This window comes from Corallococcus interemptor (assembly GCF_003668875.1).
In the GTDB taxonomy this organism is placed as follows: Bacteria; Myxococcota; Myxococcia; order Myxococcales; family Myxococcaceae; genus Corallococcus; species Corallococcus interemptor.
In genome coordinates this window covers 17032-43488 of sequence record NZ_RAWM01000073.1, presented here as the reverse complement: position 1 = coordinate 43488, position 26457 = coordinate 17032, and the positions used below count along the sequence as shown (strand labels likewise).

Genomic DNA, 26457 nt, shown 5'->3' with positions numbered 1-26457 from the left:
GGGTGGGGTGACGGCGGCGCAGCTGCGGCGGATCATGCCGAACCTGTCGCAGGCGAAGGCGGAGCAGTACCTGCCGCACCTGAACAAGGCGATGGCGGAGGCGAACATCAACACGCCCCGGCGTAAGGAGATGTTCCTGGCGCAGCTGGCGCACGAGAGCGGCGAGCTGCGCTACATGGAGGAGATCGCCTCCGGCGCGGCGTACGAGGGCCGCAAGGACCTGGGCAACACGCAGCCGGGCGACGGCAAGCGCTACAAGGGCCGGGGGCCCATCCAGCTGACGGGCCGCGCGAACTACCGGGCGGCGGGCAAGGCGCTGGGCATCGACCTGGAAGGGCACCCGGAGCGCGCGAAGGACCCGGACGTCGCGTTCCGCATCGCGGGTTGGTACTGGCAGTCGCGCAACCTGAACAGCTACGCGGACGCGGGCAACTTCCGCGAGGTCACCCGCCGCATCAACGGCGGCTACAACGGCCTCGCGAGCCGCGAGATGTACTACCGCCGCGCGCAGGACGTGCTGGGCTGAGCCCGTCTGGGACGCGGGACCCGGGTCCCAGGCCCGGGCGCATGGAGGCCAGAGGGTGCCTGTGATTCCGGGCACCTGGGCGTGGCGCACGGGCTGCACAGGGCACGGGCTCCTCCTTCCTCGGAGCGAGCCTGATGTCCCGAATCGATGCACCCGGTAGCGCCCCCCTGTCTCCCGACCCCACGCTTCCTGAACCCGAGGCTCCCTCGCCGGAGCTCCGCGTGGGCACCACTGCTTCACGCAGGACCTCCGTCAGTGAGAGCAGCGCGTCCTCGACCTCGCGCAACGAGCTGCGGCCCTATGACGGCCCCTCCCTTGCCCCTTCCACGCCCCGTCCCTCGTCGAACGCGGAGGGCCCCGCCGTGTCCGCGCGCGAGCTCCTGGCGATGGGCGGACGGCTGCGCGCTCCCTCCGCTCCTGTTCCCGAGGACGTCTATGCCTCGGTCCGCTCGCACCTGACGCGCAGCCTGTCGAACCCCTTCCTCACTGGCGGCGACGTGAAGGCCACGCACGATGCGCTCGGCTCCGTGCCTCGCGACGCGTACCGCGCCACGTTGGAACGCATGGACCGGGAGGGGCTGCTCGCCGCCTATGTGTCGCGGATGGATGCTCCGTCGCGCCTGGCCTTCCTGGAACAGGCCGCGTCCAACGGCGTCCTGTCGCGGCGCCCGGGCGGCGCGGAGGGGCCGCTCGGCATGCCTGGACGGCCGGAGACCTTCGTCAATGATCCGAAGCTGCCCTCGGCCCTTCGTGACGCCGTGAACGCCCACGCCACCGATGCCGGCCGTGCCACCGTCGTCGCCTATGACGCGTACCTGGAACGCTACGGCGATGCCGTGGCCCGGGCCGACAGCCTCCAGGCCCTTCGCGCGCTCGGGCCTCCTCAGGCGCTGGACCTGCGGGAGACGTCACTGGGCCTGTCCTGGTCCGACCCGCGGCGCGAACGCTACGAGTCGGAGTGGAAGGCCGGCCTGGGGCGCCCCCAACACTCGTTGGTCCAGGCCTACGAGACCGTCACCGCCCGCGCCCAGGTCCTCTCCGGGGAACGTCCCGCCGGGGTCTTCGTCTCCGCCGAAGCGAGCGCGGCCCACCAGATGCTCCACTTCAAGAGCGAAACCCACGTCACCGCTCGCGGCACCACCGACCTCCAGACGCAGGCGGGCATCGCCGCCAAGGCCGGGCCCCTGGGCCTGGAGTTGATGACGGACGCGCATGGCAAGAAGGAAGCCCAGCTGCAGGTGGACCTGGGCATCGCCAGCGTGAGCCGTGACTCGGAGGGCAAGGTGGAGCTGTCCCTGGGCGTGGGCCCGCATGCCCGGGCCCATGCGATGATCAACCCGCGCACCGCGGAGTTCGGCGGCGGCGTCGCCTTCGAGACCTCCCACAAGGACAGCCAGAGCCACGCCGGCCTCAAGCTGGGCTACGGCCTGCGCGGCCTCACCCCCGAGCGCGCCGCCCAGGCCGTGCGCGGCGACGTCCCCGGCCTCTTCAGCCGTCCCAGCGACCTGGACCCCGGCGTCGCCTGGGAGGCCCTGCCCTCGGAGCGCCGCGCCCTCTATGAACGGCAGGGCTGGACCCGCGAGGAGTGGACCCGCGACTCGCGGCGCTGACTACCGCACGTTCGCGGTGAGCAGCCGCTCCACCACCACCACGTCGTGCCACACCCCGTCCAGCGGGGCGTGCTTCTCATGCACGCCCACCTCCCGGAACCCCAGCCGCTTCAGCAGCGCGCGGCTGCGCACGTTGGTGGCGAAGACGCGCGAGGTCAGCTTGTAGAAGCCCGCCGCCTCCGCCTCCCGCAGCAGCGCCTCCATCACCCGCCGGCCCACGTCCCGGCCCCGGGCCTCCGGCGCCACGTAGACGCTGAAGTCCGCGATGCCCGCGTAGCACTCACGCGGGCTGTACGCGCCCGTGGAGGCGTACGCGATGACGCGCCCGTCCTCCTCCGCCACCAGCACCGGGTGGCGCTTGCCCAGCCAGGCGTCGATGTCCTCGGGCGTGCGCGGGCGCGTCTCGAAGGTGGAGGCGCGCTCGGCGAGGGCCGCGTTGTAGATGGCCGCGATGGCGGCCCGGTCCTCGCGCGTGGCGGGCCGGACGCTGGGGCGCGCGCTCATGGCGTGGACGGGGGCGGAGGCGAGAGGCGCGCCGGCGGCTTTTCCGGCTCCTCTTCCGGACGCAGGGACCAGGCGGTCCACAGCGCCAGGTGCCACGGGACGAGGAACAGGGCCACGCCGCTCGTGAACAGGGCGGACGGCAGGGCGATGAGGATCCACACCACCGCCGCTGCCCACAGCACCACGGATCCAACGAGCTGCATGTCCCGCGACCGCTGGTGGTGGCCCAGTAGGGAGACCCCCGTGGAGAGCCCGAGCGCCGCGCCGATGCCGACCGACACCTCGCCAGCCTCCGCCATCTTGGAGTACTCGAGGAAGATCCACACCGCCGCCAGGCCGCCCCACTGGTACAGCAGGCTCACCACCGCCAGGACGATGTCGCCTCCGCTCAGCCCCGGCCCCCTTCCGTTGACGCGCGGCGTCTCCAGCAGCTCGGGCGGCAGCTCCATCGCGTACGGATAGCCCAGCGCGATCAACGCCTCCTTCGCCGCGTGCCGCACCTTCATCCCGCCCGAGCCCGCGTAGTCCCCCACCGGGTTGTTCCGGTCCAGGAGCCCCAGCAGCAGATCCGCCCGCTCGCGCAGCGGCTCCTCCGGCGCGGGCATCCGCCCCAGGCCCGAGATGAGCGCGTCGATGTCCGCGCGCACCATCCCCGGCGAGCGCACCTCCTCCAGGAGGAACGTCAGCGACGGGAACGCCCCCGGATCCGCCGCCACGGGCGTGGGCAGGAGGTCGACCTCCCTGTCGTCGGTGGCGGGCTGCGGCGCGGAACGGAGGGCTTGCTGGGACATGGGTGCTCCTGGAGGACAGTCATCCTCCCGCCGGAGCGCGAGAGCAAGGGGGCCCGGAGGAGACAATGTCCGTGCGACTGCCTCAGCGCAGGAACTTCTCCACCACCACCACGTCGTGCCACGCGCCATCCAACCGAGCGTGCTTCTCGTGCTTGCCCACCGTGGTGAACCGCAGGCGTTCAAACAGCTTCAGGGTGTGCTCCTGGTTCGCGATGACGCTGGTGGTGAGCTTGTGGAGGCCGGCTTCTTCCGCGGCCTCCAGCAGCGCCTTCAGCAGCAGCTCGTCCACGCCCCGGCCCCGGACGTCCTTCGCCACGAAGAGGCTGAAGTCCGCGATGCCCGCGTAGCACTCGCGCGGGCTGTAGGCGCGGGTGGCCGCGCACGCGACGACGCGCCCGTCCTCCTCCGCCACCAGCACCGGGTGCCGTCCGTCCTCCTCGCCCTCCAGCGGCGCCTCGAAGGTCGTGGGACGCCGCGCGAGCGCCGCGTCCAGGAGGTCCGCGATGGCGTCCCGGTCCTCGGGCGTCGCGGGCCGCACGGTGGGCGGGGGCGGCGGCGCGCGCGGCCGCACCGGGGCCTCCTCCGCCGGCGTTGGAGTTGCCATGACCATCACGACGGCGCACACAAACGCCAGGTGCCACGGCATCAGCAGCGCCGCGACGAACTCCGCCTGGAACAGGGACACCACGGCCACCAACGCCCAGACCACCGGCTGGAGCAGGAACCACGCCGACGCGTCCGACTGGCGCTTCACGTCGCGCCTCGCGATGCCCCACAGCGACATCAGCGAGGGGAACAACACCAGCAGCGCCACGGCGCCGTAGCCCTTGGCGAACAGCGCCTCGAAGTCCCACGGCGTCACGCCCGCCAGCGGCATCATCCGGCGCAGCTGGTACAGCGCGCACAGCGCCACGAAGAGGGCGCTGCGCCAACCGAGGGATGCAGGGACCCGGGCCTCGGGAGACGGGGCGCCGGACGCCGCCTCCACCTCACCCCCGGCCCGCGCTGCCTCGGGGGGAACCAGGGCCAGCAGGGACGCCTCGGCCTCCTGCCAGGACTGCTTCTTGGGTTGGGACATGACGGCGCCTGTCTTCCATCACCGGGCCACCCGGGGGCAAGGGGGTGGGGCCTCCGTCCGGAGGACGAGGGAGCAGCCACCGGCGGCAGGCCACCTCCCCCTCGCGTGCGCACCCTTCCCGGGCACACGTCTGACTTCTTTTCGCGACGAGCGAGGACTCCCGATGGCGATGGAACGAGCGCAGCGGTTCGTGGACGCACTGCTGAAATTGGAGGAGCACGGCGACATCGAGCCGCTGGTCGCCCTCTTCACCGACGATGCGCAGGTGAGCAACGTCGCTTCCCCCAACGTCTTCTCCGGCGTCGACGGCGCCCGCCGCTTCTGGACCGAGTACAAGGGCACCCTCGGCCAGGTGAAGTCCACCTTCCGCAACATGATCGAGTCCGGCGACCGCGTGGCCCTGGAGTGGGAGACGCAGGGCACCGCGCGCAACGGCGCCGCCGTCGCCTACGAGGGGGTCTCCATCATCGAGTGGGACGGCGACCGGGTCCGCCGCTTCTTCGCCTACTTCGACCCGCACGCCCTGGGCCAGGAGCTCGCGCACGGCACCGCGCCCCGCTCCGAGGTGCCCTCCACGACACCGGCCTGACCCGCGTCACGACCTCCGGTGGTTCCCAAGGCCCACCCGGACCCGGTGTGCACTTCCGTGCACCCGGACCATCAGCCGGGGTAGCCTGGAATGGCATGGCCCGCCCTGTTTTCGACGGGCCGCGTCGTCCCCCGGGAACCCCATGATGACCCGCGTCATTGCCCCCCTCCTGGCCGTGCTGCTGCTGGCGGCCACTCCCGCTGGTGCGGCCTTCGCGCCGGACGCCCCCGTCCTGGTCGCCGCCGCCAAGCGCAAGCCCGCGAAGCGAAAGCCCTCCAGGCCGGTGCCGCCGCCCCCTTCGCAGGAAGCCGCCCCCGCGGCCCCGGCGCAGGTGACGCCGGACGTGGCGCCGCCGGTGTCCGCCACGCCGGAGTCCGGCTCCCCGGCCGCCCCCGCGACGCAGGACTCCGGCTCCACGCCGTCCTCCGAGCCCAGCCTGGACTTCGACCTGCTCACCCCGGAGGCGGAGGCGTCCAAGGGCCTGTTGGATCCGGACCTGCAGAAGGACCTGGAGACGCGCCGCACCATGCTCAAGCTGCACCAGGGCCTGGGTCTGGCCATGGCGGGCGGCCTCACCGCGGCCACCGTGCTGGGACAGCTGCAGTTCAACGAGTCCTTCCGGGGCGGCGGGGACAACCGTTCGCTGCTCGCCTGGCACCGGGGCGTCGTCATCGGCACGTCGGTGCTGTTCGCCACGGTGGGCACGCTGGGCCTGCTGGCGCCGGACCCGGTGGAGCGCCCGTTCCAGTGGGACACGGTGACGTTCCACAAGATCTTCATGAGCCTGGCCACCGCCGGGATGATCGCGCAGGCGGTGCTCGGCATCCTGGCGACCCACAGCTACGGCGAAATCACGGAGCCGAAGTACGCCACCGCGCACCAGGTGGTGGGCTATGCCACGTTGGGCTGCGTCGCCGCGGGCATCGTCACGCTGACTTTCTGACCCCATCCCCCCTGTCGTGAATGTCTCCGTGCGCCGGCCGTTGTGCGGAGACAAGACGTAGCCCCCTCTGGAGGACGCCGTGATTGCTCGACGACTCGTTCTGTCCGCTGCCCTGCTGCTCGCGCTGCCCGCCGCCGCGCAGGACACGAAGATGTTCTCGGTGAAGAAGGACGCCAGCAGCCTCACCTACAAGCTCATCCACAAGATGCACACCGTGTCCGGCAAGGCGCCCCCCAGCGAGGGCAAGGCCGTGCTGAAGCCGGACGGCACCCTCCAGGTGGCCGTGCGCGCGCAGGTGAAGGACTTCGACTCGCAGAACTCCAACCGCGACACGCACATGCTGGAGGTGACGGAGGCCTCCAAGTACCCGCTGGTGGAGGTGAAGGCCGTGGGCACCGGCGTGAAGCCGCCCGCCACCTTCCCGGGCAGCGTGCCCGTCACCCTGAAGGGCAAGCTCACCTTCCACGGCGTGACGAAGGACGTGCTGATCCCCATGACGGTGAAGTTCGACTCCGCGAAGCAGGTGACGGCGGACGGGTCCTTCAAGATCAGCCTGGAGGGCTACAACATCGAACGGCCCACGCTGCTGCTCGTGAAGGTGGAAGACGAGCTGGTGCTGGAGCCGCACCTCGTCTTCACGGAGGGCACGTGAGCTCGTCGCGTCGCGACTTCTTCAAGAAGCTGTTGGGCACGGGCGTGGTGGTGGCGGGCATCCCGCCCGCGTGCGCGCCCAACATCGACCCCGCGCCGGTGCTGGACGTCCCCATGCCCGGCGACGACGGCATCGTGGCGCTGGTGGTGCCGCGCTACCCGGACCTGTCCCGCGAGGGCGGCGCGGTGACGCTGCGCTTCCCGAAGGATTCGGGGCAGGAGAACCTGCTGGTGATGCACCCCACGGCGAACACCTACGCCGTGCTGTCCGCGACGTGCACGCACGTGGGCTGCCCCATGGGGTTCGATGGCCAGGAGGCCGTGTGCCCCTGCCATCTGTCGAAGTTCAACATCGAGACGGGCGCGGTGACGCAGGAGCCCGCCACGGTGCCGCTCAAGAAGTACGTGGCCACGTACAACGCGGGCACGCAGGTGCTGAGCGTCAACATCAAGGCCGGTGACGACGCCTTCCCGGCGGTGAAAGAGGGCAAGGTGACGCTGACGTTCGCCCAGTTCCCGGACCTGCAGAACGCGGGCGGCATGGTGAGCGGCACCCCCACCGGTTACGGCAAGCGCATCTTCGTCTTCAAGCTGGAGGACGGGACGTACTCCGCCGTGGACTCCGTCTGCACGCACCAGGGCTGCGAGGTGGGCTTCGAGGCGAGCATCAACGAGCTGCTCTGCCCGTGCCACGCGTCCACGTTCAGCAAGACGGGCAAGGTCGATCCCGGTGGCGCGGCCACGATTGACCTGAAGACCTTCCCCGTGACGGCGGACGCGTCCGGCGTGGTCGTCGCTATCACCTGAGCCGAACTGGGACGACGGGAGGCCCTTCCAAGCCTCCCGTCCTCTCGCACGGCTCAGCGCAGCCGGCTCCAGAACGAGCGCCGGGACGAGATGCGCTCCAGCGCCTCCTGCAGCTCCTCGTCCTGATCCGCGCGGTTGGCGATGTCCCCCATCGCGATGATGCCCACCAGCCGGTCGTCGGGCTCCACCACGGGGACGCGGCGAATCTGACGGCGGCCCATCAGCTCGATGACGCCGTGCAGGTCCTCCTCCGGCAGCACCGCCTCCAGGTCCTCCGTCATCACGTCCGCCGCGCGCAGGCCGTCCACGGCGCGCTGGCCGGTGAAGGCGCGCAGCGCGAGGTCGCGGTCCGTCACGAGGCCCAGCAGCCGCCCTTCGGCGTCCACGATGGGCACCACGCCGCAGTCCTCGTCGCGCATCAGCTGCGCCACCTCACGCAGGGCGCTGTCACGGCGCGCGGTGCGCACCTGGCGGGTCATGATGTCCCGAGCGGTCAGCGGCTCGCGCCTCCAGCGGCGGGACGTGCCGGTGGCGTCGCGTGACTCGCGCAGGCGCGGATCCAGCGGGAAGGTCTCCTCGCGCTTGGGGGCCAGCCGCTCACGCAGCCGCGCATCCTCGCGGGAGGCGGGGCGCGGGCGGCCGCGCAGCAGGGGCTCCTCGCCGCCGTAGCCGCTGCGGTCCCACTCGCGGTAGTCGGCGCGCTGGGGCTGCATCTCCTGGACGGTGTCCTCGCCCTGGGTGCGCCGGGGGCCCGCGCCGTTGGCGTAGCGCGTGTCCCGGTCGTCGCGGCCATAGGGGCCGCTGGTGCCTCCGTCGCGCTCGCCCTCGCGGTCCTTGCGCCACTGGCCGGTGTCGTCCACGTCCGTGCGCACGCGGCCCAGGCGCCACGCGGCGGCGCGGTGGAAGCGCCCCTGACGGTCCGCGGGCAGCTCATCGCGCCCGGGGCTCCAGCCGCTCACGTCGGACTCCGAGCGCTCGCGCGAGCCCGGCGGCGCCACGTCCGGCGAGCGGTGCGTGGCCATCGCGTCGGTGGGAGGCGTGGAGATGTCCGCGCGCCCCAGGTCATGCCTGCCGTTTCCGTTGCTGTAATCCTTGGTGCCCATGTGCGTCGCAAGCCTCCTCGACTTGCGAACATGGGAAGCGGGCCGGAGCACGCAAAGCTCCAGCCGGCCAGGTGCGGCGCCGCTCGCCTGTCCGCCCCCGGCCGCCGCTGGGCTTCCAAAGCCGGGCAGGCGGACGTCAGGCCACGGTGAGCGCGTCGCCCAGGTTCACCAGGCCCCGGAAGTCCTCCAGGTCCGCGCCCGCGTCCGGCGCGGCGATGGCCAGCGCGCCCCGGGGCAGCCCCTCGGCCAGCCGGGCCAGCAGCGACTGGTGCGCCTTCGCTCTCGCGTCCTCCACGTCCGCCAGGTGCTCCAGCGCGCTGACGGCGTCCGTGTCCGCGGCGTTGTTCGCGTGCGGCTTCAGCGCGGCGGCCGGGGCCAGGCCGTCCTCCCGCGCCCAGCTGCGGTTGAGCACGTAGCCCGCGAAGGGCAGCCCCTTGGCCTGGAGCGCCTCCTGGAAGAAGGTGGCCTCGCGCAGCGCGGCGGCCTCCGGAGACGTCACCAGCAGGAACGCCGCGTCCTTGGACGACAGGTGCTCGCGCAGCCGGTCCGCGTGCAGGCGGATGCCGGCGAACAGCCCTCCGAACGCGGCGACGAAGGTGCGCATCTCCTGCGCGAAGCCGCCGCCGAAGATGCCATCCAGCACCTTGCCCACCAGCGCCTGCGCGCCCTGCCACAGCCGGCCCGTGCGGCCGGAGTCGGGGCCGAAGAGGGAGATGATCCGTTCGTCCAGGAAGCGCGACAGCCGGCCCGGCGCGTCCAGGAAGTCCAACGCGTGGCGGCTGGGCGGGGTGTCCAGGACGATGAGGTCGTAGTGGCCCTCCGCCAGGAAGCTGTCCAGCGCCTCCGCGGCGGCGTACTCCTGCACGCCCGCCACCAGCTCCGACAGGAAGCGGTACAGGCGGTGCTCCAGGATGGTGCGCGCGGCGCTCTCCGTGGCGGACATCCGGCGCACCATGCGCTCGAAGACGATGCGCGGCTCCAGCATCCACACGTCCAGCCGGCCCTCGCCGCGTTTTCCGTCCGCGTAAAGGCGCTCCGGCGGCACGGAGGTGGGCTCCGCGCCGTTCTCCTTCAGCCCCATGGCCTCCGCCAGCCGCCGCGCCGGGTCGATGGTGAGCACCAGCACCTTGCGCCCCGCGCGCGCCGCGGCCACGCCCAGCGCCGCCGCCGTCGTCGTCTTGCCCACGCCGCCCGCGCCGCACAACACGAGGATCCGCTTGTCGCGCAGCATGCCGTCCAGGTTCATGGCGTGGCCTCCCGGCCGCGTGCCGCGGCGCCTTCGAGTGTGGACTCCAACAGCTCCGCCAGCCGCTCCACCAGCGCCACGCCCGTGAGCGCCAGCTCCGGCAGTCCAAGGTGCGGCACGGCCACGCCCGCCGCCAGCCGCGCCCGGGCCTGCCGCGCGCGCTCCAGCCGCTCCAGCGCCCGCTGTCCCTGGTGCGGCCCGTGCGTCTCCAGCAGCCGCTCCAGCGCCGCGCGGGACTCCGGCGTGAAGGGGTCCTCCGGCATGCGGTTGAGCACCGCGGCGGACAGGGGCAGGCCCACCTTCTTCAGCTCCGCCACCAGCGACAGCGTCTCGCTCACGGGCAGGGGCTCCGGCAGCGTGGTGACCACCACGCCCGTGCGCGCCGGGTCCTGGAGCAGGTCCAGCCCCTCGCGCACCGCCCGCCCCACGGGCCCGCCCGGCATCAGCGACAGGATGCTCCTGGGCAGCGTGGCCAGCGCCATGGCGTGGCCGGTGGCGGGCAGGTCCACCACGGTGAGCGGATGCACCGTGCGGCCGTCCGGGTGCGTGCGGCGCAACAGCGACAGGAGCTGGAACATCAGCCCCATCTCCTTGAGCGCCGGGCCCGCCTCCAGGAAGCGCCGCAGCGCCTTGGAGCGCAGCGCGGCCTCCGCCAGCCACTTCACCGGCAGGGTCTCCTCCAGGAACAGCCGGTGGCCCTCCTGCGCGGACAGCCGCACGAAGGACAGGTTCGGCCCGGCGGACACCACCTTCGGCCCGGCCTCCCGCGCGCCCACCAGCCCCGCGAGCATGGAGGGGCCGCCCTCGTCCGGAGACAGCTCCGCCAGCAGCACCGGCCGGCCCGCGCGCGCCGCCGCCACCGCCAGCGCCGCGGAGAGCGTCGTCTTGCCCACGCCGCCCTTGCCCGACACGAGCACGGCGCGTCTGCTCCACAAGGACTCCAGCACCACGCTCCCATCCCCCGCGCCAGCGGCGCGACCCTTCACGGTGAGCAAGGAAGCGCGTACCGGCAACCGGCCGGAGATGCGCCCAGGGACGGCCGTCCGCCTGGCCGCCCGCTCCACGAGCATAGCGGCTTTCCAGGCACGCCCAGGCTCCCCGCGCGCCGCGCTGACCCGGGCGTGACACAACGGCCACGGACCGCCGTCATGACGCGACGTGCGAGGAATGACCCGGCCCGGGAGGACACGTGGCGTGCGCGCGTGCGTGACCCGGAGGGTTGGACCCGCGGATTCCCTCGGAAAGAAGGGGGCACGGACTGGTGACGGGGGCCGGGTTTTGAGTACCCTTCGGCCCTCTGCGTGGGAGAGGGCATGGCGGTGCTGCGGGAGTGGGTCTTCGGGACACAGCGTGTCTCGCTGGAAGGCTCCGACATCCTCTGGATCAAGGTCCGGGGAGCGTTTTCAGAGACGGACGTGCGGGCGCTGGTGGACGTGTTCCACGAGCTGGGGGTGAACCCGGAGAAGCCCCTGTACCTCGTCGTGGACCTGAGCAGCTCCGAGGGGCTGTCGGTCGCGCCGCGCAAGTACCTGGCCGAGCACGTGAGCACCACGTGGTTCCGCGGGGCCGTCTTCTTCGGCGCCAAGCGCACGCATCGCGAGGTGCTGCGCGCGCTCGTGGTGGCGCTCAACTTCATCCGGGGCACGAAGCTGGAGGCGGAGTTCGTGGACTCGGAGGCCCGGGCCCGCGCGTGGCTGGACGCCCACCGGCGCCGTCAGGAAGCGGCGCCCCGCTGACGGCCCGCCCGGCCGGCCGTCAGTGGACGGCCCAGCGCTCGGCGATCTCCTCGCACGCGAGCACCACGTCGCCCAGCCGGCGGATGTGCGCGCGCGGCGCGACGAACAGCGAGCCCGCGAACACGTCCACCACCGTCATCAGCCGGTGGTCCGCCGGGCCCAGCCGGCACAGGTGCTGTTCCGCGAAGCGCTGCAGCAGCGTGCCGATGTACTGCCCGCTGCGCTCGTCCAGCGGGTGCGTCTTGGAGAAGTAGAGCTTCATCAGCCCCACGCGCGGGTTGCCCTGCTTGTCCAGCCGCTGCACCACCACCTCCGGGCGCACGCTGATGGTGACCCCGGCCATCTCCAGCACGGGCGGCTCCGCGCCCACCGCGCTGATGATGGCGTCGTCCAAATCCAACCACGGCACCAGGTCGGCGAAGCGCTCCAGCGCCTCCGAGCACAGCTGCATGCGCTGGGCCTCGAACTCCGTCTGCGGCACCGCGCAGGCGAAGCGGCGCTGGGACTCCCGCAGCACGTTCAAATCCAGACCCCGGCAGAGGAAGTCCGTGATGGCCTGGGACGCCTCCGGATAGCGCAGGTACTGGGCCTCCGGCGGGTGCTTCTGGTCGTGGATGATGCGCTTGCGGCGGGCGGGCGTGGCGACCAGGTACTCGCCCAGCTTGTTCACCGAGACGCGCGGCATTTCACGGGTTTCCGTCATGATTTCCCCCTCTGGAAGGCTGTCGGAATGGGTACACAGTACAGAGGGGGTCTGACATCCAATGGACAGCGGAACCTTGTCCCAAAGGGCAGGGGCACTTCCCTGGACGGGCGGGGTCCGGCGTAGGGTTCACCCCGGAAGCTGGGGGGAGGACCGCATGGAGCAACAGATTCGCGAGTGGACGTGTGGCGCGCACCGGATCCGCATGACGGCGCCGGACGTCTTGCATACGAAATACACGGGCGTGGTCGGGCTGCAGGACGCGAAGTGGGCGCTGCGCGTGTACGAGGAGATGGCGGCGCAGGGGCCGTTCTACCTGGTGGCGGAGGTGCCGGGGTCGGAGCTGCCCGCCGAGTCCCGCAAGTACCTGGCCAACAACGTGCGCGCGGAGTGGATGCGCTCGGTGGTGTACGTGGGCTCCGACCTGTCCCAGCGCGTGGTGGGCAAGGCGATGTCCGTGGCCATGCTGCTCACCGGACACGCGGCCAGCTTCGACACCGTCTTCGTGGACACCCTGGCGCAGGCCAATGCGTGGGTGGACGCGCACCGGTTGGATCACGCCCCGCGCCGCGTGGGCTGAAGCGCCTTCAAATCCCAGACACAACGAAGGGCCAGGCCGGGGCGGGGAGCCTCGGGTCCTGGCCCTCGGTGTTTTGAAGGGCGCGGCGGGTCAGCGCTCGCGGTCCGGCATGCGGTCCGGGTGGCCGTAGCGGTAGACGTCGGACACCGGGTTGGTGCCCGCGTCGCTGCGGGGGCCGTCGCCGTCCGGCATGTCGTCCAGCGATGCGCCCGGGGCGCGCTCGCGCGGGTCATACGGCTGCAGGCCGCTGGCGTCGTGGAGGCTCAGGTCGCGGTCGTCGGCGTCGTCCCCGGTGCGCGGACGGATGCCCTTCTCATCGGCCTCGGTCAGCTCGCGGCGGGCTTTGCGCTCGTCCTCCTCTTCGGGACGGGGCTGCTGGGGCTCGCCGTCCTGGCGGGGAGTCGTTGGACGTCCGTAGAAATCCTCGGCGGGCTGCGTGGGTGCGGGACGCGTGTCGTTGGTGGCCATGAAGGAGTCCCTCCGTCGATGGAGGTTCTTCACTGCCCCCCACGTCCGGCAACCTGCTCCGGAAGCACCCGCAGGGGCCTGGAGGGCAGGCAGCCAGGCATCAGGGCCCTCCCGTGCGCGGTGTCAGGGCGACACGAGGAGGATGCCCCCGGCGAGCGCGGGTGCTTCGTCATCGCCGATGGCGCGCACGTGGCCGTAGCCGAGCTGCCCGGACGTGTTGAAGCCCCAGCACAGCGCGCGGCCAGAGGAGAGCACGGCGCAGGTGTGCTGCCCGCCCGCGGTGACGGACGTGGCGGGCGCGCCGCCCACGTTGATGAAGGCGCCGCCGGGCGCGGACAGGGAGCGCGTGCTGGCGTATCCCAGACGGCCCCGGGCGCCGTTGCCCCAGCACTGGAGCTGACCGGACTCGAGCAGGGCGCAGGTGTGCTGTGCGCCAGCGGCGACCTGGACGGCGCGAAGGCCGGAGCCGAGCGCCACGGGGGTGAGGGGCGTCGCGTAGTCAGGGTTGCCGTTGCCCACCTGCCCGTAGGCGTTGGCGCCCCAGCAGCGCAGCGCCCCGGTGTCCAGCAGGGCGCAGGTGTGCTGTGCGCCCAGGGCCAGTTGCACGGCGGTGCCGCCCACGTCCACGTCACCGGCGGACGACGGCAACTCGGTGTCACCGACATCATCGTCACGGTTGTAACCCAGTTGTCCGTAGGCATTGGCGCCCCAGCAGCGGGGCCGGCCGGAGAAGAGCAGGGCGCAGGTGTGGTCGCCGCCCGCGGCCAGGTCCCGCACGGGGGCGCCGACGGGGACGTCGGTGATGGGCGGAGGCAGCGTGTCGGTATGGCCCAGGCCCAGCTGTCCGTGGGTGTTGTCGCCCCAGCAGCGCACGTGGCCGGAGGTGAGCAGCGCGCAGGTGTGACGGTCGCCCGCGGTGATGCGCAGCGCGCGGGCGCCGCCCAGGTCGACGGTGCCCACGCTGGCGATGGGCTCGTCGTCGCCAATGGTGCGCGTGTGGCCCAGGCCCAGCTGCCCGGAGGCATTGGCGCCCCAGCAGCGCACGAGGCCGGTGGAGAGCAGGGCGCAGGTGTGGCCCAGGCCGGTGGCCAGCTGCACGGCCTTCTCGCCGGGGGCGAGGGGCACGGGGCCCTTGGACGCGGGCGTCTCGTCATCGCCGATGTTGGCGGTGCCGGTGTAGCCAAGCCGGCCCTGCGCGCCGCTGCCGAAGCAGCGCACGGAGCCGTCGTTGAGCAGGGCGCACGTGTGGCTGTCACCGGCGCGGAGCTGGGCGACGTCGGTGGGGCCACCGGTCTGTACGGGCGCGTCGGGGAACTGCTGCGTGCCCAGGCGGTAGGTGGCGGTGGTGCGGGCCCCGGCGGCGTCGGTGACCTGGAGGGAGAGGTGGCCCTGGAGCGAGGGGGCGTAGTGTTGGAGGACGGTGGGGTTGGCCTGCGTGGTGAAGCCGGGGGCAGGCGTCACGGGCGCGTCCGGGGTGAAGCTCCACGCGTAGTCGAGCGTGCGCGAGGGCTGATCATCCGACACGGAGGCGGACCACGAGACGTCGGAGGTGCCCGTGAGGCGGGACGCGGCCAGGCCCTGGATGACGGGCGCGAAGAGGATGCGCACGGTGGTGCCCAGTGAGTCCGTGGACCGGTCCGCCGGGAGCACGCGGGTGGTGAACGTGGTGCTGACCGAATGTCCCGCCGGGTTCGTGACGGTGAGCGAGTGCGTGTAGTCGGTGGGGCTGGGAATGCCGAAGGGCGGCAGGTAGCGGGCGACGAAGGCGCCGGAGGTCCCGGTGAGCGTGAACGTCCCGCTGGAGGGGACGAAGGCGCCGCCGTTGTTCGCGGCGGTGAGCGTGAAGGTGAGGGCCTCGCCGGAGGAGGCCTCGACGAAGAAGGTGACGGTGGCGGGCTGGCCGAAGACGAGCTCCCCGGGGAGCTGGATGCGGGGGATGCGCGGCAGGGTGATGGGCGCGCCGTCGTTGGTGGGCGCCAGCGTGATGGCCACGGTCTCCCGGTCCGCGACGAGCGTCTGCGTGGTGCTGCCCTGGAAGAGGAGCGCACTGTTGCCGTCGTGCGCCCGCGCGATGAACGTGAGGGATTGATGGCGCGGCAGGGACTGCAGGGTGCCGGACCACCCGGAGGGCGAGGGCACCAGGTCGAAGTTCGTGAACAGCGCGCTGTGGCTGGCCGCGTCCTCCACGTCGACGCGGATGCGCGCCACGTCCGCGAAGGAGAAGCCCGCCAGCGCGCGCCGTGTCTGGGATTGCGAACCGGTGTTGTCCGTGGAGACGGTGAACGTGACGGAGGCCGTGGGCTCCGGCGTGCCCCGCTCCGTCGTCGGCGACGTACACGCGGCGGAGATGCACAGCAGCAGGAGCGCGAGGAGGGCGGGCTTCGTCATGGCTCACACGGAAGGAAAGCGAAGCGGGCGCCCCGGTGAAGCGGGCGCCCGCGTGTTCATTGAGGCGGACTACGGCGCGGTCGGCAGGGTGATCTCGATGTTGCCGCCACTGCTCGCCGAGTTGGTGGCGCCCACGTTGTTCTTGCTGGCGTAACCCAGCTGGCCGAACGAGCCCCGGCCCCAGCAGCGAGCCGCGCCCGTGGAGAGCAGGGCGCAGGTGTGGTTGCCGCCCGCGGTGATCTGGTAGGCGGTGGCGCCGTTGAGGTCCACTGCCTGGCTGGGCGCGGACGTGGGCGTCGTGTTGCCCAGGCCCAGCTGACCATAGCCATTGTAGCCCCAGCACCTCACGCTGCCCGTGGCCAGCAGGGCGCAGGCATGGTCGGCGCCCGTCGCGATCTGCAGGGGCAGCACGCCGCCCAGGTTCACGGAGACGGCCTCGGACGCCATCCGGTAGAAGCAACCGGCATTGTTGCCCACGAAGCAGCCCGACGAACGATAGTTGCCCGAGGCGTCACCCTGGCCCAGCTGACCGGAGGAGTTGTTGCCCCAGCACTTCACGCCGCCCGTCTGCGCACCGGACTTGAACAACACGCAGGTGGAGTAGCTGCCGGCCGCGACCTGCACCACGTCTCCCGCGTTCAGGGGCGGCTGCAGGCCCGGATCCCCGCTGATGCCGACCGGGTTCAAGTTGCCGTTGCCCAGCTGGCCCGCGGCGTTGTGGCCCCAGCACAGCAGCCGGCCCGTGGAGAGCAGCGCGCAGGTGTGGGCATAGCCGGCCGTGATGTCCTTGACGACCGTGTCGGCGCCCAGGTTCACGTCGCCCTTCTCCACGGGCTGCTTGGCGTCACCCACGTTCTCCGCGCTCCCATAGCCGAGCTGACCCTGGGCCCCCGAACCCCAGCAGCGCACCTTGCCGGTGTCCTTCATCAGCGCGCAGGTGTGGTTGCCACCCGCGGCGATCTTCACCGCCAGGCCGCCCAGGTTGACGTAGCCCTGCAGCGTGAGGTCGTCGTCGTTGCCCACGTCGTCGGTGTGGCCGTAGCCCAGCTGTCCAAGGCCGTTCTCGCCCCAGCAGCGCACCATGCCCGTCTTCAAGAGGGCGCACGTGTGGTTCTGTCCCAGGGCGATCTTGGAGCCCTCGCCCAGCAGCTTGACCGCCGGCCTCGCGGACGGCTTCTCGTCGTCACCGACGTCCCGGTTGTCCCCCAACCCCAGCTGGCCAGAGACGTTGTAGCCCCAGCAGTGCAGGGTCCCGTCGTTGAGCAGGGCGCAGGTGTGGTTCTCGCCCGCGCGCAGCTGGTTCACGCCCGCGAGCGCGCCCTCCGCGAGCGGCTCGTTCGGGAACTGCTTCGCCGTCACCGGATAGGTGAGCGTGGTGGTGCCATTGTCGCCGTCGGTGACGGCGAGGCTGAGGGTGCCCTGCACGTCCTCGTTGTAGTTCTGGAGCGTGGAGGGGTTCGTGTTGCCGGTGAAGACGGGCAGGGGAGACGTCGCGCCCGTGGGCGTGAAGCCCCACGCATAGGTGAGCGCGTTCTGCGGACCGTCGTCGCTGACCTTGGCCGTGAAGATGACGTTCGTCGTCATCTCGCCCACCTCGTTGCGCACGCGGAAGCCGTCCAGGCCCTGGATGACCGGGTTGAAGAGCACCTTCACCGTTGTGTCGACCACGCCGCTGCTCGACTCGTTGGGCCGCACCGTCGTGGTGAAGGTGGTGCTGACCGAGTGGCCCGCCCTGTTCCTCACCGTCACCTTGTGGCTGTACGTCGTCTGCTCCGGGACGTTTTCGGGAGGGGTGTACTGGCTGACGAACGCGCCCGAGGTGCCCAGCAGGGTGATGTCACCACTCAGCGGCGCGAAGCTGCCGTTGGTGCCCGGCGCGGGGGTGATTTCGTAGTGCAGCGCCTCGCCCAGCGCCGCGGCCACCGCGAAGGTGATGTTGCCGCTCTGGCCGGACGCGAAGGCCCGGGGGATGTTGATGCGCTCGATGCGCGGCAGCTGGATCGCCGCCCCGTCCGTGACGGGGCGCAGGGGGATGGTCAGCGTCACGTTGTCCTGCGTGAGGGTGACGTTCAGCGAGCCGTTGTAGATCTCCGTCACGGCGCCGGCGTCGCTGAAGCCATGCGCCTGGAGCGTCAGCGGGAGGTTCTTGGGCAGGAAGGGGATCTTTCCCGTCCACTTGCCGCTGCCGTCCTTGCCCATGTCGAAGTTGACGAAGATCGGCTCCGACTCCTTGCCCGGCTCGAAGACGGTGATGCGCAGGCGCACCACGTCGGTGTGCGCGATGAGCGCCGCCACGCGCCCCTTCTCCACCGAGGCCTGGGAGAAGTCCCCGGAGCCCATGCTCAGCGTGACCTGCGACTGCGTCTGCTCCGCGGGCGCGGAGGGGCCCGGCGCCTCGGTGCCCGAACTACACGCGGCCATCCACGGAGAAGACAGCGACAGCAAGAGCGCGCCCAGCATGCCGCGCGAACGGAACCAACGGGGGGACGTACGCTTCACTCGACACTCCTTGGGGAGACACAGACAGGGAAGGACAGCCAATGACTCACATCGGGCACACGCCGGCCTCACGTGCCCGGGCCGGAGCCCGGAGACACGTTTCCCGTGCCGCGCTCGGAGGGAGCACGGCCGGGGGACGTCATGGAAAACGGAGGGAATGGACAGGCTTACGCCGACCCGGGGGGACTTCCCGGCCCTCGGCGTATGGAATGACAGTGCCAGCGGGTGAAAATGCTGTCACGCCTTTTATTGGCTTCTGCGAAAGTCTGTCAATGTCTGGGTTTGCGCTGACTGGCGGGTGGAATGCGTGTCAGTCGCGGCGGACCCGCGCGGTGACAGGATTTGTCATTGCCCTCGCGCCCCCGCCTGGAGGAACGGACCGGCGATTTGACGCAACTGGTTGTCGAGTGAAAAGAAACAAGCAACTCAAGCAAGCTTGGCTAAACACCCTCACGCTTCGAAATCCGGAAAAGACAGTCATGGACCCCCAGCCGCCCTCCGCTGGTCCCGGGGGACTCGGGTGGCCAGAGTCCCAGCGGAACCCGGCTCACACCGGCTGATGCCCGTCGTCGTCGTCCTCGAGGTCCTCTCCCGGAACCTCTTCGTCCGGGCCGGCCAGCTCATCCAGCTCCTCGACCAGGTCCTGGAGGGGCAGGGGCTCCCCGTTCAGGTCCGGCGTCACGTCATCCCCCTTCAGGAACGGCGGTGGACCCTCGGACGCCATCGCGGCCTCCTCCGCGGTCAGCTCCTCCGGGTGCAGCCCGCCCTCCAGCAGCTCCGCCTGGTTGCGCCGGCCGGTGGCCTCCCGAGCCGCCTCCGCCACCTCCTCCGCCGCGGCCTGCCTCCCGTACGCGGGCGCGTGTTCGCGCAGCCACTCCCGCAGCGCCGCGGCCAGCTCCGCCGCCGTGCCGAAGCGATCCGCCGGGGCCTGCCGCAGCGCCCGAGCCACCACCGCGCGCAGCCCCTCCGGCACGTCGCGCGCCATCTGCTCCACCTCCTCCGGCCCCACCAGCGCCATGCGCGCCGCCACCTCCGTGAGCGGCATCCACGTGGGCCCCTGCGCCTGCACCAGCGGCAGGTCCGGCGGAGGCGGAGGCGCCGCGTCCCCCTGCGCCAGCGGGTGCTTCCCCGTCAGCACCTCCAGCAGCACCAGCCCCAGTGAGAACAGGTCGCTGCGCGCGTCCACGGGCTCGCGCCGCAGCGCCTCCGGGGAGGCGTACGCCACGTCCCCCTTCACCAGCGGACGGCTGGTGATCTCCCGCCCCGGCAGCGTGGAGAACGCGGCGGTGAAGTTCGTGAGCTTCACCTCGCCGTGCACGCCCAGGCGCAGGTTCCGGGGGCTCACGTCCCGGTGCACGATGCCCAGCGGCCGGTTCCACTCGTCCCGCAGCGTGTGCGCGTGGTGCAGCGCCTCCGCCACCTCGGAGACCACCCACGCCGCGAAGGCCGGGGACATGGGCTTGCGCCGCATGGCCACCAGGTTCAGCACCGTGTCCAGCGACCGGCCCTCCACGTACTCCATCACCACGTGCGGGACGCCCCGGTACGCCTTCAGGTGGTAGACCTTCGCGATGCCCGGGTGGTTGAGCCGGAACGTCAGCTCCACCTCCTCCACCAGCCGCCGCCGCTCCACGAAGCCGGACGGGTTGCGCAGCCGCTTGATGACCACCGGGCCGCCCATCCCGCCCCGGTAGCGGCGCCGCGCCAGCATCAACAGCTCCCCGGTGGAGCGCACCTCCAGCTTGCGCACGAACTCGAAGGCCGTGCCTCCCACCGTGAACAGCACGCGCGGCCGCCGGGGCACGCCGGGGTTCTCCTCCGTCGTCGTATCGGGCGTCTTCATGTCCTGCCTTCCAACCTCCCAGGTGGAGCGGGAATCGCTCCACCCCGCAGGTAGCACAAACCCTGTCGCGGGGAAAACCTCCAGGGTCGTCAGGAATGAAGAGGACGTGCAGGGTTCAACGCGGCCGGCGCAATCCCAGACGCTGGCGCCACCGCGCCCACAGGCGCCGCCACGCCAGACGCCGGGCCACCCACCAGGGCATGGGCGGAGGCAGGGGCGCGGCCAACCCCAGGGACGGTCCGGGCGGCGGCGGCACGGGCGGCGTGGACGCGCTGGAGTGGGGCGCCGCGCCGGGGATGCGCCGCTCGTAGGCGCGGGCCCAGCGGCGCAGCTCGCGGGCCTCCTCGTTGCCGTCGAAGTACGCGTCGGACTCCTCCGTGACGGCCTCGTGGGGCGGCGGCGCGTTGAACAGCGGCTGGTCCCAGCTGTCCGGGGCGCGCTCCAGCGCCGCGCTCAGGTCCGCGTAGAGGTCCGCGCCCATCTGGTAGCGCTCGCGCACCTCCTGGCGCAGCAGCCGCTCGCAGATGTCATTGAGGGCGCGGGGCACGCGCGGGTTGATGGAGCGCGCGGACCGCCCCTTGATGCTCTGGATCCCGCCCAGCAGCGCCGCGGCCGGCAGGTCCGGGGGGTAGGGAAAGTCCCCGGTGAGCACCTGGAAGAGCGTGAGCCCCAGCGAATAGAGGTCGTCCGTGGGCTGGTACACGTAGCGGGACATGCCCTTGGGGTTGTTCAGCCAGTAACGCAAGAGCTCCGGGCTGCGGTAGCTGGGCGTGCCCGGCGGCGGCCGACCGTCCGTGATGGCCGGCGCGCAGGCGTGGTCGCTGGAGCCGAAGTCCACCAGCACCGGCCGCTCGTCCGACGCCCGCACGATGATGTTGCTGCCCTTGATGTCCCGGTGGCGCACGCCCGCGCGGTGGATGAAGTCCAGCGTCAGCGCCAGCTCCGCGAACAGCCGCGCCACCTGCCGCGCCGTGGGCTTCGCCTCCACCGCCCAGTCCGACAGCGTGGGACCCTCCACGTAGTCCATGACCAGGAACAGGTAGCCCGTGCGCGGGTGCGGCCAGCGGTGATAGCCGCGCAGCGCCACCACGTTGGGATGGGTCATGCGGTGCAGCACGCTCACCTCCTTGAGCGTGCGCGCGTCCACCTGCGAGCCCTCCTCGGAGTCCTGCGGGCCCTGCAGCGCGAACTTCAGCGCCACGTGGAAGCCCCCGGTCTCCGCCAGGAACACGGTGCCGTAGCCCCCCGTGGCCAGGCGCTTCAACAGCCGGAAGCTGCCCACCACCTCCTGGGGCTGAAGGAGCAGCGGATGTCCTCCCTCCAGGCTCATCGCGGAGCGCCTCCTGGGCCCAGGGGATGCCGGGCGGACATGGGATGTGGGGAGTCCAATCGGAGAGCGGGGACGTGGCTGGGAGGAGGCATGCGCGAAAGGGCTGATGGGACCTGCCAGGTCCATAGCATGGCGGATGCCCCTTGGGGTAGTGTTGGTGCCGTGTCAGGTAGGATGCCGGACACCTGACTTCATGGGAGACACGGTCCGGCCAGGGGTGGGGAAGCGGCAATGAACGAGGAGCTGGCCATCACGGTGGGCACCGCGGCGCGACAGGCCCGCGAGCGGCAGGGCCTGACCCAGGGCGACGTCGCCAGCCAGGTGGGCATCGCCATGGAGGTCTACAGCCGCATGGAGCGCGGGCGCGTGCTGCCCAGCTCCACCACCTTGCGCCGCCTGTGCATGGTGTTGCGCATCCGCGCGGACACGCTGCTGGGATTGGACGGGCCCCACCCTCCAGAGGAGGCGCGCACGCTGGCCCTCGCGGACCGGGAGGAGGATCCGCCCGGCCTGCGCCGGCTGGTGCGCGCCCTGCGCCCCCTGGATGAAGAGGCGTTGAAGGCCATGGGCCTCATCATCCAGGGCGCGCTCGCGCTGCGGCAGCGCTGAGGCCCGGGCCTCTTCGAAAACTTGCGCGCCGGGGGAGAGGTGCAAGGTTTTGCGCGTGCCCGCCCCGGTGAATGAAAAGCTGAACACGGTGTTTGGTGCCGCCGCCCGCGACGCGCGGCTGCGGCTGGGACTCACGCAGGCGGACGTGGCGGAGCGCGTGGGCATCGCCATGGAGGTCTACAGCCGCATGGAGCGCGGCCGCATGCTGCCCCGCGCCCAGACCCTGCGGCGGCTGTGTGACGTGCTGGCCGTGTCCTCGGACACGCTCTTGGGCGTGGGGCCCGGCTCCGCGCAGGTGTCGCCCCAGGCCTCGCCGCGCCAGGAGGACTCGCTGGAGCTGCGCCGCCTGGTGCGCGCGCTGCGCGACCTGGAGCCCCGCCAGCTCAAGGCCGTGGCGCGCGTGGTGCGCACCGTGGTGTCCGTCATGCCCCCCACCCCTCCCGCGCCGCGCAAGAAGCCCTCCGCCCGGAAGCGCCGCGCCGGTTAGCGGCAAGAGCAGACAAATCCTCCCGGGCTGCAACGGGATGTCCGCCCGTCTGCCGGCCGGACCCGGGGGCGGGCCTTCGGGTGGGGCCCTCTCCCCAATGGCAGACAAGTGGGGGAGCACCCGGGCAGGCCATGCTTCCTCCCCCGATGCCCGCGGATGAGCCGCGGCGCCTCCAGGCGCTGCGTTCGCTGTGTCTGCTGGACACGCCCGCCTACGAACGGTTCGACCGCATCGTGCGCGCGGCGTCGCACCTGTTCCGCGTGCCCATCGCGCTGGTGACGCTGGTGGACGAGGACCGCCAGTGGTTCAAGGCCCGCCACGGCCTGGACGCCACGCAGACGCCGCGCGAGGTGTCCTTCTGCGGCCACGCCATCCTGTCCCCCGCCACCTTCGTGGTGCCGGACGCGCTGAGCGACCCGCGCTTCCACGACAACCCGCTGGTGCTGGGCGGAAGGGGAAATCAACGCCCTGGACGCGAGCGAGGCCCGCGCCGCGCTGGAGCAGCAGGACCGCTTCTTCGAAGTCTCCGTGGACATGCTCTGCATCGCCGCCATGGACGGCACCTTCCTGCGCCTGTCCCACGCCTGGAGCCGCACCCTGGGCTTCAGCGACGCGGAGCTCTACAGCCGCTCCCTGGTGGACCTGGCCCTGGACGAACTCCTGCGCGTCGCCGACGCCCGGCTCTACCGGGCGAAGGAGAACGGCCGCAACCGCATCGAAGCGGAGTGACGCCGGCGCGACGGTCAGCGCCTCAGGGATCCTTCAGCACCAGCAGCCCGCGCGACATGTCCACGACGTACACGTGCCCATCGCCCGGCACGCGGATGCCGATGGCCCCCTGGTAGAGGCTGTCGGTGCTGCGCGGGTGCGCCTCCTGGAAGGAGTCGAACGCGGCCACCTCCTTCGGGTGCGCGGGGTCCGCCACGTCGAAGACGCGCACGCCCTCGTGGTACCAGGCCACGTAGAGCTTCGTGCCCTTCAGCACCATGTTGTGGATGGACGTCTGCGGGCGCTTCCTCACCTCCCCGATGAGGCGGATGTTCGCCGGGTCGGTGACGTCCAGCACGCGCAGGTGCGCCCCCACGCGCTCGCCGCCCTCGAAGGCGATGGTGCGCCCGTTGATGGTGCCCACCGCGTTCGCGTGGCTGAACTGGCCGCTGAAGGCATACGTGCCCAGCACGGGCGTCACGTCCGGGCGCTTCACGTCCAGGACGACGTAGCCCGTGCTCGTGTGGTTGACGTAGAGCCGGTCGCCATACGCGAAGGCGTCATGCGGGTAGCTGGTGGTGTCCTCCTCGTGAGGCACGGTGATGCGGCTGAGCAACCGGGGCTCCAGCGGCGAGGCCACGTCGAACAGCAGCGTCTCCGCGTTGGGGTACGGGGACATGGCGTACAGCCGGTCTCCGTCCACGAACACGGTGTGCACGTTGATGGCGCCGCCGGGCAGCGAGCGCAGGTACTGCGGATCCGCCGGGTTCGTGATGTCGAAGACGGCGAGGCCGGAGTTGCCGCTGGCGACGTAGAGCGCGTCGCCCTTGGCCCAGACGCCGTTCCAGTAGGTGTCCTTGGGCAGGCTCACGCGGGTGACGAATACGGGGTGCGCCGGGTCGCTCACGTTGAAGACGCTCAGGCCGCCTTCCTCCGGGAACCGGGGCACGGACACCACGTAGGCGTGACCCTTGGTGACGTAGACGTCCACGGGGTAGCCCACCGGGACGGCGGTCTCGGAGACCAGGCGCATCGGCTGGGCGCCGGTGTCCTCCTCGTGGGCCAGGTTCATCCGCCGGGCATCGAAGGTGCCGGAGCGGTCCGGCACGTCGTCGGTGCAGCGCACGAAGCAGCCGGTGACGCGGCCGGGCTCCGGCACGCGGCAGCCCGCGAGCGCGTACCACCGTACGGAGGTGTCGGAGATGTAGGTCTCCCCGGTGATGAAGAACCCCTGGGGGCCCACCTCGTTGAGCACGGGGGCGTTGCCCAGGAAGCTGGGTTTCGTATCCAGGCGGAAGCCCCCGCTGAAGTTGCTCGTGGCGCTGTAGCGGAAGGTGGCCTGGTAGATGCCGGAGGGCTCCAGCGCGCCCACCGCCGCCAGGTCACAGCCGGACAGGTCGAAGCTGCTCGGGTCCGTGCAGTTCGCGCGAGGCTCCAGGGAGTTCGCGTCCATGCACGGCTCGGTGGGGACCACGTCCACGTAGTCGGTGAGCTCGGCGATGGGCTCCGGAGGATCCATCGTGCCGTCGCCCGGGCCGGAGTCGCTACAGCCAGACAAGGACAGGGCGCAGGCGAACAGGCCCGTGCCTACGAATCGAAGCAAGGACGTCATCGGATGAAACCCCCCGAAAGGCTTCGCGAACCACGGCCGGCGCGAAGCGCTGGAGAGTCTACCTCATGGCTCGGAGAGGATGAGCAGCCCGCGCGACAGGTCCACGGCGTACACGTACCCGTCGCCCGGCACGCGGATGCCGATGGCCCCCTGAAAGAGGCTGTCGGTGCTGCGCGGGTGGGCTTCCTGGAAGGAGTCGAAGGAGGCCACCTCCTTCGGCTCCTCGGGCTTTGACACGTCGAAGACGCGCACGCCCTCGTGGTACCAGGCCACGTACAGCCGCGTGCCCTTCAGCACCATGTTGTGGATGGACGTCTGCGCGCGCTTGCGCACCTCGCCGATGAGCCGGATCTTCGCCGGGTCGGTGACGTCCAGCACGCGCAGGTGCGCGCCCTCGCGCTCGCCGCCCTCGAAGGCGATGGTGCGTCCATCGATGGTGCCCACCGCGTTCGCGTGGCTGTAGTTGCCGTAGAACGAATACGCGCCCAGCACGGGCGTCACGTCCGGGCGCTTCACGTCCAGGACGACGTACCCGTTGAGCGTGTGGTTGATGTAGAGCCGGTCTCCGTAGGCGAACGCGTCGTGCGGATAGCTGCCCGCCGCCTTGTTGGGCAGGGTGAGGCGGCTGAGCAGCCGGGGCTCCAGCGGCGAGGCCACGTCGAACACCAGCGTCTCCCCGTTGGGGGAGGGGGACATGGCGTACAGCCGGTCTCCGTCCACGAACACGGTGTGCACGTCGATGGCTCCGCCGGGCAGCGAGCGCAGGTACTGGGGGTTCGCCGGGTCGGTGATGTCGAAGACGGCGAGGCCGGAGTTGCCGCTGGCGACGTAGAGCGCGTCCCCCTTGGCCCAGACGCCGTTCCAGTAGTGGTCGTTGGGCAGGCTCACGCGGGTGACGAGCACGGGGCGCGCGGGGTCGCTCACGTTGATGACGCTCAGGCCGCCGGGCTCCTCCTTCTTCCGGGGCAGCGACACCACGTAGGCGTGGCCCTTGGTGACGTAGACGTCCACGGGGTCACCCACCGGAACGGCCGTCTCGGACACGAGCCGCAGGGGCTGCGCACCGGTGGCCGCTTCGTGGGCCAGGTTCATCCGCCGGGCATCGAAGGTGCCGGAGAAGTCCGGCACGCCGTCGGTGCAGCGCACGAAGCAACCGGTGACGCGGCCGGGCTCCGGCACGCGGCAGCCCGCGAGCGCCAGGCGCATCACCTTCCTGTCGGAGGTGGTGACCTCCGCGGTGAGGAAGAGCCCGTCGGGGCCCACCTGGCGGCGCACTGGGGGAAGGCCCAGGAAGCTGGGGGCGGTGTCCAGGCGGAAGCCCGAGCCGAAATAGCTCTGGCTGTTGTAGCGGAAGAGGGCCTGGTAGACGCCGGAAGGCTCCAGGGCGCGCACCGCGTTCAGGTCACACCCCGTGAGCGGGAAGCTGGCCGGGTCGGTGCAGTTCGCCCTGGGCGACCAGTAGGCCGGGTCCATGCACGGCTCGTTGGGGACTACGTCCACGTAGTCGCCGCGCTCGATGAGGGGCTTGGGCTCCGGCGTGCCCGCGTCCGGCACGAGAGGCGGCGGGTCGGAGTCGCTACAGCCGGACAGGGACAGGGCGCAGGCGAACAGGCCCGTGCCCAGGAGGCGAAAGAAAGACGTCATGG

25 protein-coding genes and 1 pseudogene are annotated in these 26457 nt (G+C 71.5%); 12 read left to right on the top strand and 14 right to left on the bottom strand.

All coding sequences use genetic code 11. From position 1 onward, the window contains the following. Both D7X96_RS24045 and D7X96_RS24040 read left to right on the top strand, forming a co-directional pair. Positions 1–526, top strand: a 526-nt coding sequence (locus D7X96_RS24045) for a glycoside hydrolase family 19 protein (protein ID WP_208647366.1), incomplete at its 5' end; no start/stop codon positions are given. A gap of 134 nt (positions 527–660) precedes the next feature. Beyond that, positions 661–2136, top strand: a complete 1476-nt coding sequence (locus D7X96_RS24040) for a hypothetical protein (RefSeq protein WP_147468383.1) — start codon at positions 661–663, stop codon at positions 2134–2136. On the opposite strand, the gene D7X96_RS24035 is transcribed toward D7X96_RS24040, so the two are convergent. From D7X96_RS24035 to D7X96_RS24025, 3 genes are all read right to left on the bottom strand, one after another. Next, entirely contained in the window at positions 2137–2640 is a 504-nt protein-coding gene (locus D7X96_RS24035) for an arsinothricin resistance N-acetyltransferase ArsN1 family A (protein ID WP_120549522.1), read from the bottom strand. Continuing rightward, positions 2637–3431, bottom strand: coding sequence for a hypothetical protein (locus D7X96_RS24030; RefSeq protein ID WP_121770804.1), 795 nt, complete (start codon positions 3429–3431; stop codon positions 2637–2639). Before D7X96_RS24030 ends, D7X96_RS24035 begins: the two co-directional genes overlap by 4 nt. An 82-nt stretch (positions 3432–3513) precedes the next feature. Continuing rightward, a complete protein-coding gene (locus D7X96_RS24025) occupies positions 3514–4509 on the bottom strand; it encodes a GNAT family N-acetyltransferase (protein WP_121770803.1) in 996 nt (331 codons plus the stop codon). 163 nt (positions 4510–4672) lie between these two features. On the opposite strand from D7X96_RS24025, the gene D7X96_RS24020 reads away from it, so the two are divergent. The 4 genes from D7X96_RS24020 (at position 4673) to D7X96_RS24005 (ending at position 7499) form a co-directional block, all read left to right on the top strand. Further along, complete coding sequence (locus tag D7X96_RS24020; protein WP_120549525.1) at positions 4673–5098, top strand: nuclear transport factor 2 family protein; 426 nt, start codon at positions 4673–4675, stop codon at positions 5096–5098. 142 nt (positions 5099–5240) lie between these two features. Further along, positions 5241–6041 carry a hypothetical protein gene (locus tag D7X96_RS24015; RefSeq protein WP_120549526.1) on the top strand — a complete coding sequence of 267 codons (801 nt, stop codon included), beginning with the start codon at positions 5241–5243 and terminating at the stop codon, positions 6039–6041. Positions 6042–6120: 79 nt separating this feature from the next. Then, positions 6121–6693: a YceI family protein gene (locus D7X96_RS24010; RefSeq protein WP_121724760.1), complete on the top strand. Its 573-nt coding sequence runs from the start codon at positions 6121–6123 to the stop codon at positions 6691–6693. After that, positions 6690–7499 carry a Rieske (2Fe-2S) protein gene (locus tag D7X96_RS24005; RefSeq protein WP_120549528.1) on the top strand — a complete coding sequence of 270 codons (810 nt, stop codon included), beginning with the start codon at positions 6690–6692 and terminating at the stop codon, positions 7497–7499. The genes D7X96_RS24010 and D7X96_RS24005 overlap by 4 nt, the downstream gene beginning before the upstream one ends. 53 nt (positions 7500–7552) lie before the next feature. Here D7X96_RS24005 and D7X96_RS24000 read toward each other — a convergent pair whose 3' ends face one another. The 3 genes from D7X96_RS24000 to D7X96_RS23990 all read right to left on the bottom strand — a co-directional run bounded on the left by D7X96_RS24000 (position 7553) and on the right by D7X96_RS23990 (position 10795). After that, complete coding sequence (locus D7X96_RS24000; RefSeq protein WP_208647365.1) at positions 7553–8602, bottom strand: CBS domain-containing protein; 1050 nt, start codon at positions 8600–8602, stop codon at positions 7553–7555. A gap of 136 nt (positions 8603–8738) precedes the next feature. Further along, complete coding sequence (locus D7X96_RS23995) at positions 8739–9848, bottom strand: ArsA family ATPase (RefSeq protein WP_120549529.1); 1110 nt, start codon at positions 9846–9848, stop codon at positions 8739–8741. Beyond that, the gene (locus tag D7X96_RS23990; protein ID WP_120549560.1) at positions 9845–10795 is read right to left on the bottom strand and encodes an ArsA-related P-loop ATPase; all 951 of its coding nucleotides are present in this window, start codon (positions 10793–10795) and stop codon (positions 9845–9847) included. The genes D7X96_RS23995 and D7X96_RS23990 overlap by 4 nt, the downstream gene beginning before the upstream one ends. 366 nt (positions 10796–11161) lie before the next feature. Here D7X96_RS23990 and D7X96_RS23985 point away from each other — a divergent pair, with 366 nt between their 5' ends. Continuing rightward, complete coding sequence (locus tag D7X96_RS23985) at positions 11162–11584, top strand: SpoIIAA family protein (protein ID WP_120549530.1); 423 nt, start codon at positions 11162–11164, stop codon at positions 11582–11584. Between the two features lie 19 nt (positions 11585–11603). Here the strand turns inward: D7X96_RS23985 and D7X96_RS23980 are convergent, their stop codons facing one another. Continuing rightward, positions 11604–12287: a hypothetical protein gene (locus D7X96_RS23980; protein WP_120549531.1), complete on the bottom strand. Its 684-nt coding sequence runs from the start codon at positions 12285–12287 to the stop codon at positions 11604–11606. A gap of 157 nt (positions 12288–12444) precedes the next feature. Between D7X96_RS23980 and D7X96_RS23975 the strand changes: the two genes are divergently transcribed. Continuing rightward, a complete protein-coding gene (locus tag D7X96_RS23975; protein ID WP_121770802.1) occupies positions 12445–12867 on the top strand; it encodes an STAS/SEC14 domain-containing protein in 423 nt (140 codons plus the stop codon). Positions 12868–12957: 90 nt separating this feature from the next. Here D7X96_RS23975 and D7X96_RS23970 read toward each other — a convergent pair whose 3' ends face one another. The 5 genes from D7X96_RS23970 to D7X96_RS23950 form a co-directional block, all read right to left on the bottom strand. Then, the gene (locus D7X96_RS23970) at positions 12958–13335 is read right to left on the bottom strand and encodes a hypothetical protein (protein WP_244219704.1); all 378 of its coding nucleotides are present in this window, start codon (positions 13333–13335) and stop codon (positions 12958–12960) included. Between the two features lie 123 nt (positions 13336–13458). After that, positions 13459–15723 (bottom strand): RCC1 domain-containing protein, encoded by a 2265-nt coding sequence (locus D7X96_RS23965; protein WP_121770800.1) that lies wholly within the window; start codon positions 15721–15723, stop codon positions 13459–13461. Between the two features lie 69 nt (positions 15724–15792). Then, positions 15793–18222 (bottom strand): RCC1 domain-containing protein, encoded by a 2430-nt coding sequence (locus D7X96_RS23960; RefSeq protein WP_233610048.1) that lies wholly within the window; start codon positions 18220–18222, stop codon positions 15793–15795. A gap of 547 nt (positions 18223–18769) precedes the next feature. Then, positions 18770–20065 (bottom strand): serine/threonine-protein kinase, encoded by a 1296-nt coding sequence (locus tag D7X96_RS23955; protein ID WP_120549536.1) that lies wholly within the window; start codon positions 20063–20065, stop codon positions 18770–18772. Positions 20066–20180: 115 nt separating this feature from the next. Then, positions 20181–21395, bottom strand: a complete 1215-nt coding sequence (locus D7X96_RS23950; protein WP_120549537.1) for a serine/threonine-protein kinase — start codon at positions 21393–21395, stop codon at positions 20181–20183. A 231-nt stretch (positions 21396–21626) separates the two neighbouring features. On the opposite strand from D7X96_RS23950, the gene D7X96_RS23945 reads away from it, so the two are divergent. The 4 genes and pseudogenes from D7X96_RS23945 to D7X96_RS41075 all read left to right on the top strand — a co-directional run bounded on the left by D7X96_RS23945 (position 21627) and on the right by D7X96_RS41075 (position 23220). Continuing rightward, positions 21627–22004 carry a helix-turn-helix domain-containing protein gene (locus D7X96_RS23945; RefSeq protein ID WP_120549538.1) on the top strand — a complete coding sequence of 126 codons (378 nt, stop codon included), beginning with the start codon at positions 21627–21629 and terminating at the stop codon, positions 22002–22004. 49 nt (positions 22005–22053) lie between these two features. Then, positions 22054–22491, top strand: a complete 438-nt coding sequence (locus D7X96_RS23940; RefSeq protein WP_120549539.1) for a helix-turn-helix domain-containing protein — start codon at positions 22054–22056, stop codon at positions 22489–22491. A gap of 131 nt (positions 22492–22622) precedes the next feature. After that, a pseudogene (locus D7X96_RS41785) lies at positions 22623–22889 on the top strand (diguanylate cyclase); the annotation flags it as partial. Positions 22890–23025: 136 nt separating this feature from the next. Beyond that, positions 23026–23220 (top strand): PAS domain S-box protein, encoded by a 195-nt coding sequence (locus tag D7X96_RS41075; RefSeq protein WP_233609863.1) that lies wholly within the window; start codon positions 23026–23028, stop codon positions 23218–23220. A gap of 22 nt (positions 23221–23242) precedes the next feature. Here the strand turns inward: D7X96_RS41075 and D7X96_RS23930 are convergent, their stop codons facing one another. Both D7X96_RS23930 and D7X96_RS23925 read right to left on the bottom strand, forming a co-directional pair. After that, positions 23243–24811 (bottom strand): LVIVD repeat-containing protein, encoded by a 1569-nt coding sequence (locus D7X96_RS23930; protein WP_121770799.1) that lies wholly within the window; start codon positions 24809–24811, stop codon positions 23243–23245. 63 nt (positions 24812–24874) lie between these two features. Then, positions 24875–26455, bottom strand: coding sequence for an LVIVD repeat-containing protein (locus tag D7X96_RS23925; RefSeq protein ID WP_121770798.1), 1581 nt, complete (start codon positions 26453–26455; stop codon positions 24875–24877). Between the last annotated feature and the right edge of the window lie 2 nt (positions 26456–26457).

Excerpts from the sequence above, each read along its gene's own strand:
- D7X96_RS24015 (WP_120549526.1), top strand. The coding sequence starts at position 5,241 with ATGATGACCCGCGTCATTGCCCCCCTCCTGGCCGTGCTGCTGCTGGCG.
- D7X96_RS24000 (WP_208647365.1), bottom strand. The coding sequence starts at position 8,602 with ATGGGCACCAAGGATTACAGCAACGGAAACGGCAGGCATGACCTGGGG.
- D7X96_RS23925 (WP_121770798.1), bottom strand. The coding sequence starts at position 26,455 with ATGACGTCTTTCTTTCGCCTCCTGGGCACGGGCCTGTTCGCCTGCGCC.
- D7X96_RS23975 (WP_121770802.1), top strand. The coding sequence starts at position 12,445 with ATGGAGCAACAGATTCGCGAGTGGACGTGTGGCGCGCACCGGATCCGC.
- D7X96_RS24030 (WP_121770804.1), bottom strand. The coding sequence starts at position 3,431 with ATGTCCCAGCAAGCCCTCCGTTCCGCGCCGCAGCCCGCCACCGACGAC.
- D7X96_RS23980 (WP_120549531.1), bottom strand. The coding sequence starts at position 12,287 with ATGACGGAAACCCGTGAAATGCCGCGCGTCTCGGTGAACAAGCTGGGC.
- D7X96_RS24020 (WP_120549525.1), top strand. The coding sequence starts at position 4,673 with ATGGCGATGGAACGAGCGCAGCGGTTCGTGGACGCACTGCTGAAATTG.
- D7X96_RS24035 (WP_120549522.1), bottom strand. The coding sequence starts at position 2,640 with ATGAGCGCGCGCCCCAGCGTCCGGCCCGCCACGCGCGAGGACCGGGCC.
- D7X96_RS23965 (WP_121770800.1), bottom strand. The coding sequence starts at position 15,723 with ATGACGAAGCCCGCCCTCCTCGCGCTCCTGCTGCTGTGCATCTCCGCC.
- D7X96_RS23950 (WP_120549537.1), bottom strand. The coding sequence starts at position 21,395 with ATGAGCCTGGAGGGAGGACATCCGCTGCTCCTTCAGCCCCAGGAGGTG.
- D7X96_RS23995 (WP_120549529.1), bottom strand. The coding sequence starts at position 9,848 with ATGAACCTGGACGGCATGCTGCGCGACAAGCGGATCCTCGTGTTGTGC.
- D7X96_RS41075 (WP_233609863.1), top strand. The coding sequence starts at position 23,026 with ATGCTCTGCATCGCCGCCATGGACGGCACCTTCCTGCGCCTGTCCCAC.
- D7X96_RS23945 (WP_120549538.1), top strand. The coding sequence starts at position 21,627 with ATGAACGAGGAGCTGGCCATCACGGTGGGCACCGCGGCGCGACAGGCC.
- D7X96_RS23985 (WP_120549530.1), top strand. The coding sequence starts at position 11,162 with ATGGCGGTGCTGCGGGAGTGGGTCTTCGGGACACAGCGTGTCTCGCTG.
- D7X96_RS23930 (WP_121770799.1), bottom strand. The coding sequence starts at position 24,811 with ATGACGTCCTTGCTTCGATTCGTAGGCACGGGCCTGTTCGCCTGCGCC.
- D7X96_RS24040 (WP_147468383.1), top strand. The coding sequence starts at position 661 with ATGTCCCGAATCGATGCACCCGGTAGCGCCCCCCTGTCTCCCGACCCC.
- D7X96_RS23970 (WP_244219704.1), bottom strand. The coding sequence starts at position 13,335 with ATGGCCACCAACGACACGCGTCCCGCACCCACGCAGCCCGCCGAGGAT.
- D7X96_RS23955 (WP_120549536.1), bottom strand. The coding sequence starts at position 20,065 with ATGAAGACGCCCGATACGACGACGGAGGAGAACCCCGGCGTGCCCCGG.
- D7X96_RS24025 (WP_121770803.1), bottom strand. The coding sequence starts at position 4,509 with ATGTCCCAACCCAAGAAGCAGTCCTGGCAGGAGGCCGAGGCGTCCCTG.